The 4,088-nt window shown below is 72.4% G+C and carries 3 protein-coding genes; 1 reads left to right on the forward strand and 2 read right to left on the reverse strand.

Features of this window, described 5'->3' with window-relative positions; translation table 11 throughout:
- Both DEJ01_RS17840 and DEJ01_RS17845 read right to left on the reverse strand, forming a co-directional pair.
- Nucleotides 1-1,225 (reverse strand): acyl-CoA dehydrogenase family protein (locus DEJ01_RS17840; protein WP_111093779.1); only part of this gene is annotated, 1,225 nt, incomplete at its 3' end.
- A complete protein-coding gene (locus tag DEJ01_RS17845) occupies nucleotides 1,222-2,640 on the reverse strand; it encodes an LLM class flavin-dependent oxidoreductase (RefSeq protein ID WP_111093780.1) in 1,419 nt (472 codons plus the stop codon). The genes DEJ01_RS17840 and DEJ01_RS17845, both read right to left, overlap by 4 nt.
- A 102-nt stretch (nucleotides 2,641-2,742) precedes the next feature.
- Here DEJ01_RS17845 and DEJ01_RS17850 point away from each other — a divergent pair.
- A partial coding sequence (locus tag DEJ01_RS17850; RefSeq protein WP_111093781.1) for an MFS transporter occupies nucleotides 2,743-4,088 on the forward strand: 1,346 nt, incomplete at its 3' end.

Consider the following 4,088-nt stretch of genomic DNA (forward strand, 5'->3'; position numbering starts at 1 on the left):
GGTCGAGATCGGGCCGCCCGTGCAGCGCGTACTCCCCCACCATCCGCTCCTTGTAGACCGCCGGGTTGTGCGACGCCACCACCCGGGCGTTCCGCCAGTGCCGGTCCAGCCCACGCGTCCGGTCGGCCGCGGACGCCCCGCCGACCTCGAACAGCTCGGACGCCGACCGCAGCACGCGCGGCCCGATCTCGACCTGTGCCTGGTACACGGCGTTCTCGGCCGCGTCGAGCACCACGCGGTCGACGCCGACCCCGGGCTCGTTCGTCGCGACGACCCCGTCGAGCAGCCCCGCGGCGGCGACGACGAGTGACCGGGCGGTGAACGCCCCGGCCGACAGCCGCCCGAGCACCGAGAGCACCTGCGGGTCCTCCCCCGGCACGGCCGCGTTGGCGTGGATGTAGGTGCGGGTCCGGGGTCGCACGAAGGCCACGGCATCGTCCGACACGGCCTGCCCGATCCCGGCGAGGACCGCCAGCAGGTACAGCTGGTAGAAGGCCTGGATGTGCGACAGCGGGGCGTCCCGGTACGCCGACACCACCGAGGGGTCGACCGACACCCCGTCGAACACGGTGGTGCCGGACGCCGTCAACCGCTGCCCGAAGCCATCCCAGTCGTCGATGCTCGTCACGCCCGGCGCGGAGGCGTCGACGGCGAACGTCACGCGCTCCCCGTCACGGTCGGCCGCCAGGTAGATCCAGTCCGCGTAGAGCGTGCCGGTCGAGTAGAACTTCCGCCCGTCGAGGCGGAGGGAATCACCAGCCGGCGTCACCGTCGTCGAGATGTCGGCCAGGGTCGTCCCGGTCCGCTCCGAGGTCGCGTTCCCGATGATCGCTCCGTCGACGATGCGCTGGAGCCACTCGTCCCGGCCGGCGGACGACGGCCGCAGCAGCACCAGCTCGGTGTACCCGAAGTGCCCCCGCCACAGGTGCGCGATGTTCGAGTCCGCCGCTGCCAGGTCCGCCACCAGGTGCGCGAGTTCGACCAGCGTCACGCCGAAGCCCCCGCGGTCCTCCGGCACGCGCAACCGCCCGAACCCCGCGTCGGCGAGCGCCCGGACCTCGGCGTGCGGCAGCGGCCGGTCGCCGGGCTTCCCGGACGCGAGCTCACGCTCGACCGCACCGTCGCGGATGGTCGCGAACACGGGCGCGAAGCGTTCGCGCAGGGTCGCCAGACGATCGGCCGGGAGGCCCGTCACGCGTCCGTCGATCGTCGTCGCGTCCGTCATGCGGGCACCTCCACCGCGTCGCGCGCCTCGGTCGCGCCGGCACCGCCCGAGAACGCCCCGCGCCACTGCCGGGCGGGGTGCGAGTCCGGCAGCTGTGCGTGACCGAAGAGCTTCTCGCGCAGGGTGCCCTCGCGGTACTCGGACTGCATCAGTCCGCGCTCCTGCAGGGTCGGCGCGATGTGGTCGACGAACTCCTCGTACGAGCCGGGCAGCGTCCAGTTGATGACGTTGACGCCGTCGACGCCCACCCGCTGCCAGTCGGCGAGCTCGTCGGCGATCTGCTCCGGCGTCCCGACGACCCGGGCGCGGAGCTTCGCGGACAGCCGGGCGAGGTCGGCGATGGTCGGTTCGCGGTCCCCGGCGGCCTCGCGGAGCCACTGCAGGTGCGACTGCCCGGCGTGGGTGCGGACCTCGGACAGCGGGGTGTCCGGGTCGAGGGGCTCGCCGGTGTCGGGGTCGAAGCCGAGGTTCGAGTGCACCAGGAACCCGTCGGCGGCCAGGTACTCGTCGATCTCCGCTTCCTTGGCCTTGGCCTCGGCTTCGGTGGAGCCGGTGACGAAGGTCAGGCCGAGGAAGAACGCGATGTCGTCCCGCTGTCGACCGGCGGCCTCGGCCAGGTCGCGGGTCTCGCGGATGAGCTGTTCGGTGGCGTCCCGGTTCGAGGTCAGGATGAACTGGGCCTCGGCGTTCCGGGCGGCGAAAGCACGGCCGGCCGGCGACGACCCGGCCTGGAACAGCACCGGGGTCCGCTGCGGCGACGGTGCCGACAGGTGCGGGCCCTGCACGTCGTAGCGGGTGCCGTGGTGGTCGATGCGGTGCACCTTGTCGGGGTCGGCGTAGCCACGGACCGGGTCCTTCAGCACGGCGCCGTCCTCCCACGAGCCCTCCCAGAGCTTCGCGCAGACCTCGAGGTACTCCTCGGCCCAGACGTAGCGCTCGTCGTGCTCCTCGAGCCGGTCGGCGCCGAAGTTCCGGGCGGCGCTGTCGAGGGCGCTCGTGACGACGTTCCAGCCGATGCGGCCGCGGGTGATGTGGTCGAGCGTGGAGACCTTGCGGGCGAAGTCGAACGGGTGTGCCTGGATGACGCTCGAGGTGAACGCGAGCCCGAGGTGCTCGGTCGACACGGCGAGCGCGGAGAGCAGCACGGAGGGGTCGTTCGAGGGGATCTGCAGCCCCTCGCGCAGGTTGGTCGAGTAGTCGCCGCGCCCGGGGCCGTAGGTCCCGACGACGTCGGCGAAGAACATCGCGTCGAACTTGCCGCGCTCGAGGGTCCTCGCCAGGTCGGTCCACAGCGTCACGTCGTCGAAGTCCGCCTGCCGGGCGTCGGGGTGCCGCCACAGGCCGTGCTGGATGTGCGAGGTCGTGTTCATGACGAAGGCCGCGAAGCGCAGCGGGCGGTTCGGTGCATCGCTCATGTGTCCCATCGTGGTCGGCGGGCACCGCCCGACGACAGCGACGTGACCTCCCGTTACGCGCGGTGTTCCCCGCGGCCCTGGACGCGACCATGCTCCTGAGGCATGCCGAGCCAGACCACCGTCACCGCGCCTCCAGGCCGTCCCGCTGCACCGTCGACCAGCGCGACCCGTCGTCGGGTCGCCCTCGCGTCATTCGTCGGGACGACCGTCGAGTACTACGACTTCTACCTCTACGCGACGGCCTCGGCGCTGGTGTTCGCGCCGACGTTCTTCCCGTCCGTGACGCCGGCTGTCGGGGTCATCGCGTCGTTCGCGACCTACGGCGTCGGGTTCGTGGCGCGGCCGCTCGGCGGCGTGATCGCCGGCCACCTGGGTGACCGGATCGGGCGGAAGAAGCTGCTCGTCGCGTCGCTGGTGCTGATGGGCATCGCGTCCACGCTGATCGGGGTCATCCCGTCGGCCGCGACCATCGGGGTCGGCGCCGTCGTGGCGCTCGTGTTCCTGCGGCTGCTGCAGGGCGTCGCGGCCGGTGCGGAGTGGGGCGGCTCGGCGCTGCTGTCCGTCGAGCACGCGCCGGAGCGGCACCGGGGGCTGTTCGGGGCGTTCACGCAGATGGGGTCGGCCGGTGGGATGCTTCTGGCGACCGGGGTCTTCACGCTCGTGCGGTCGCTGCTCGGCACCGAGGCGTTCCTGGCCTGGGGCTGGCGGCTGCCGTTCCTGTTCTCGGCGGTGATCGTGGCGGTCGGGCTCGTCATCCGGCTCGGTGTGCAGGACGCCCCGGTGTTCCAGGAGCTGCGCGCCTCGGGCGGGGTCGAGCGGTTCCCGGTGTGGCAGGCGATCCGGCAGCACCCGCGGTCGATCCTGGTGACGGCGGGCCTGCGCCTCGTGCAGCCGGCGCTGTACTCGATCCTGACGACGTACTCGCTGACGTACCTCGGAAACGTGCGGGGGCCATCGGGCTCGGACGCGGGGCTGCAGGCCGTGCTCGTGATCTCGGCCGTGTCGCTCGTGTCCACGCCGTTCTGGGGGTGGCTGTCCGACCGGGTCGGGCGGCGGGTGCTGACGATCTGGTCGGCGGTGGGCATCGCGGTGCTCATCTGGCCGTTCTTCGCGTTCCTCGACGCCGGTCCGCTCGTGCTGCTGCCGCTTGTGGCGCTGATCGGGATGTGCGTGTTCCACGACAGCATCTACGGGCCGCAGGCGGCGTGGTTCGCGGAGCAGTTCCCGACCGGGCGGCGGTACTCGGGGATGTCGCTCGGGTACCAGATCGGGTCGATCTTCTCGGTCGGGCTGACGCCGCTGCTGGCCGCGGTGTTCGTGCAGCTCGGGGGTGGGTCGCCGTGGATCCTGTGCGGGTACCTCGGGGTGTACGCGGTGCTGACGATCGTGGCGGCGGTGTTCGCGGTGGATCCGCGGGCGGTGGCGCGGCGGGAGGCGCGGGCGGGCAC

The organism is Curtobacterium sp. MCLR17_040 (assembly GCF_003234735.1).
GTDB lineage: Bacteria > Actinomycetota > Actinomycetes > Actinomycetales > Microbacteriaceae > Curtobacterium > Curtobacterium flaccumfaciens.

Coding starts and splice junctions, on each gene's coding strand:
- DEJ01_RS17845 (WP_111093780.1), bottom strand. CDS start 2,640: ATGAGCGATGCACCGAACCGCCCGCTGCGCTTCGCGGCCTTCGTCATG.